This is a genomic window from Burkholderia sp. LMG 13014 (assembly GCF_905232215.1).
Classification (GTDB): Bacteria; Pseudomonadota; Gammaproteobacteria; order Burkholderiales; family Burkholderiaceae; genus Burkholderia.
This window is the reverse complement of sequence record NZ_CAJNKE010000599.1, coordinates 1-3,553: the sequence shown is the minus strand read 5'-3', so window position 1 is coordinate 3,553 and position 3,553 is coordinate 1. Positions and strand designations below refer to the sequence as shown.

Below are 3,553 nucleotides of genomic sequence, written 5' to 3'. Positions count from 1 at the left end.
GCGTCGAAGGTGTCCTGGGCCTGCGCGCGTGCCGTCGCGAATAGCGACAGGCACGTCACGGCCCCCCAGGCAAAACGCCTGCTTGCGCTCGATACCATTTCCCCGACCCCGGATTCATTTGTGCGAAATATGACGCCGCCCGATTTTCGGGTGATTCGTTCTGGTTCGAACGCGGCACATGGTGGCGGGAATCAGCAAGAGGCGTGCCTGCCGCTGTTTTAAACGGAATTTATTTTAAGGTGATTATTCGTCTTATTTTTGAGGTGTGCATTTTGTTTGCGTAAAACGTTTGCGAATCCGGTATTGATTAACAAACTTTCTTTCGTATTTCGAGTATTTCAATTAAATCAGACGATATTTGGATGAAAATCGCGATTTGAAAATGACTGGTGATGCTGACGCGGCGCGAACGTAACGTGTTGCTACGGCCACACCCGTAACGACACGACGTAACGTCCCGTTACGCGCGTAGAATCGTCCGACGAAAATGCAGGTTCCGGGCTTTCGCCCCGGAAACGCGTTTCCACGCCATTCATGTGAACGGACTTCGGGAGCACTCATGTCATCTCGCACGTATCTCGTCACCGGCGCCTCGCGCGGCATCGGCTTCGCGGTCAGCGCATTGCTCGCACGGCGCGGCCATCGCGTCATCGGCCTCGCGCGTCACACGCCGGACATCGGCTTTCCCGGCGAATTGCTCGCGTGCGATCTCGCCGACGTCGAACAGACCGCGGCAACCCTCGCGCGCATCGGCGAGCAGCATGAAGTCGACGGTATCGTGAACAACGCCGGCATCGCGTTGCCGCAACCGCTCGGGAAGATCGACTTCCAGTCGCTGCAGGCGGTGTTCGATCTCAACGTGCGGGCGGCGATCCAGGTCACGCAGCACTTTGCGGATGCGATGAAGGCGCGCGGCTACGGGCGCATCGTCAACATTTGCAGCCGCGCGATCTTCGGCAGTCTCGATCGCACCGCGTATTCCGCCGCGAAGAGCGCGCTCGTCGGCTGCACGCGCACGTGGGCACTCGAACTGGCCGAGCATGGCGTGACCGTCAACGCGGTTGCGCCGGGGCCGATCGAGACGGAACTGTTCCGGCAGACGCGGCCCGTCGGCAGCGAAGCCGAACGCAAGGTGCTCGCGACGATTCCCGCGCGCCGGCTCGGCACGCCCGACGACGTGGCGGCCGCGATCGCGTTCTTCCTGTCGGACGAAGCCGGCTTCGTCACGGGGCAGGTGCTGGCCGTGGATGGCGGCGGCAGTCTCGGCGGGCGTAGCTGACGCATTGGGTGCAGTAGACGCGAGGCCCGGCCGCGGCCGGCTTCGCCACGCATTCCGGGCGCGCGCATACGCGTGCGCGGATGGCGTGCATTCGGCTTGCGCGCATATTCCAGCGCCCCGTTAGCATGTGACGAATCGGACTTTGGGTGCCGCGCGCGCGACGCTAAGATCGCCGATCCCGTAGATCGAGCGTTCACAACAATGAAAAAGTCCGCGTCGCCGTTGCATGCTTTTCGTTTCCGTGTCGTCTGCGCCGCGATTGCCGGCGCGCTGTCGCTTGCATCGTGCGGCGGCGTCGACAGCGATGCGCCGTCGTCACAGACGAACACCCCCACGCCGCCGCTGGCGGCGAAACGTCCGAACATCCTGTACATCATGGCCGACGATCTCGGCTATTCCGACATCCATGCATTCGGCGGCGAAATCAATACGCCGAACCTCGACGCGCTCGTCGCGTCGGGCCGCATCCTGTCGAACCATCACACGGGCACCGTCTGCGCGATCACGCGTGCGATGCTGGTGTCGGGCACCGACCACCATCTCGTCGGCGAAGGCACGATGGGCGTGCCGACCGACGAACGGCGCGGGCTGCCCGGCTACGAGGGCTACCTGAACGACCGTGCATTGTCGTTCGCACAACTATTGAAGGACGCCGGCTACCACACGTACATCGCGGGCAAGTGGCACATCGGCTCGGGAATCGTCGGCAGCGCGACGGGCAGCGGGCAGACGCCCGACCAGTGGGGCTTCGAGCGCAGCTACGTGCTGCTCGGCGGCGCGGCGACCAACCACTTCGCGCACGAGCCGGCCGGCTCGTCGAACTACACGGAAGACGGCCGCTACGTGCAGCCTGGCCAGCCCGGACAGCCGGGCGGTACGGGCGGCAGCCCGGCCGTGTTCTACTCGACCGATTTCTATACGCAGAAGCTGATCTCGTACATCGATTCGAACCAGCGCGACGGCAAGCCGTTCTTCGCGTACGCGGCGTACACGTCGCCGCATTGGCCGCTGCAGGTGCCCGATCCGTGGCTGCACAAGTACGCGGGCGTGTACGACGCCGGCTACGACGCGATCCGCAACGCGCGGATCGCGCGGCAGAAGGCACTCGGCCTGATCCCCGCCGACTTCAAGCCGTTCGACGGCCTGCCGGAAACGACGGCCGCGTCGCCCGCGACCGCGAACAACGGCACCCCCGGCGCGAAGTACATCAGCGCGGTGCATTCGGCCGCGGACGGCTACAGCGACTACGGCCCCGGCAAGTTCGACAAGCAGTGGTCGAGCCTGTCGCCGGCCGAGCGCAAGGCACAGTCGCGCTACATGGAGATCTATGCGGGCATGGTCGAGAACCTCGACTACAACATCGGCCTGCTGATCCAGCACCTGAAGGACATCGGCGAATACGACAACACGTTCATCATGTTCCAGTCGGACAACGGCGCGGAAGGCTGGCCGATCGACGGTGGCGCCGACCCGACGGCGACCGATACCGCGAACGGGCAGGCGCCGATCTACTCGACGCTCGGCACCGACAACGGCAAGCAGAACGCGCAGCGCCTGCAGTACGGGTTGCGCTGGGCCGAGGTGAGCGCGTCGCCGTTCCGGCTCACGAAGGGCTATTCGGCCGAAGGCGGCGTTTCGACGCCGACGATCGTGCACCTGCCGGGCCAGGCGCAGCAGTTGCCGACGCTGCGCGCGTTCACGCACGTGACCGACAACACGGCGACCTTCCTCGCGGTCGCGGGCGTCACGCCGCCGTCGCAGCCGGCGCCGCCGCTCGTCAACACGCTGACGGGTGTCGACCAGAACAAGGGCAAGGTGATCTACAACAACCGCTACGTGTATCCGGTGACGGGCCAGTCGCTGCTCCCGGTGCTCACGGGTTCGGCGACGGGCGAGGTGCATACGACGCCGTTCGGCGACGAAGCGTATGGCCGCGCATACCTGCGCAGCGCCGACGGCCGCTGGAAGGCACTGTGGACCGAGCCGCCGCTCGGGCCGCCCGACGGTCACTGGCAGCTGTACGACCTCGCGTCGGATCGCGGCGAGACCACCGATGTGTCTGCGCAGAACCCGTCGGTGATCAGCACGCTCGTCGACCAGTGGAAGACCTACATGAGCAACGTCGGCGGTGTCGAGCCGCTGCGTCCGCGCGGCTACTACTGATAGCGGGGCGATACGATGCGGTTCCGGTTCTGGACGATCGGCGCGGCGCTGGCCGCCACGCTGTTCGCCGCCGCGTTCGCGGCCGGCTATGCGAATCCCGTCGCAGCGGCG

3 protein-coding genes are annotated in these 3,553 nt (G+C 65.2%); all 3 read left to right on the top strand.

Annotated elements, in window-relative coordinates:
* A partial coding sequence (locus JYJ84_RS31615; protein WP_205189933.1) for a hypothetical protein occupies nucleotides 1–222 on the top strand: 222 nt, incomplete at its 5' end.
* A 337-nt stretch (nucleotides 223–559) separates the two neighbouring features.
* Nucleotides 560–1,279, top strand: a complete 720-nt coding sequence (locus JYJ84_RS31610; protein ID WP_175219309.1) for an SDR family oxidoreductase — start codon at nucleotides 560–562, stop codon at nucleotides 1,277–1,279.
* Between the two features lie 201 nt (nucleotides 1,280–1,480).
* Nucleotides 1,481–3,442 (top strand): arylsulfatase, encoded by a 1,962-nt coding sequence (locus tag JYJ84_RS31605; RefSeq protein ID WP_175219312.1) that lies wholly within the window; start codon nucleotides 1,481–1,483, stop codon nucleotides 3,440–3,442.
* Nucleotides 3,443–3,553: the final 111 nt, after the last annotated feature.

What these genes read in the sequence shown, in the direction of transcription:
- JYJ84_RS31610 (WP_175219309.1), top strand. Translation starts at nt 560, where the DNA reads ATGTCATCTCGCACGTATCTCGTCACCGGCGCCTCGCGCGGCATCGGC.
- JYJ84_RS31605 (WP_175219312.1), top strand. Translation starts at nt 1,481, where the DNA reads ATGAAAAAGTCCGCGTCGCCGTTGCATGCTTTTCGTTTCCGTGTCGTC.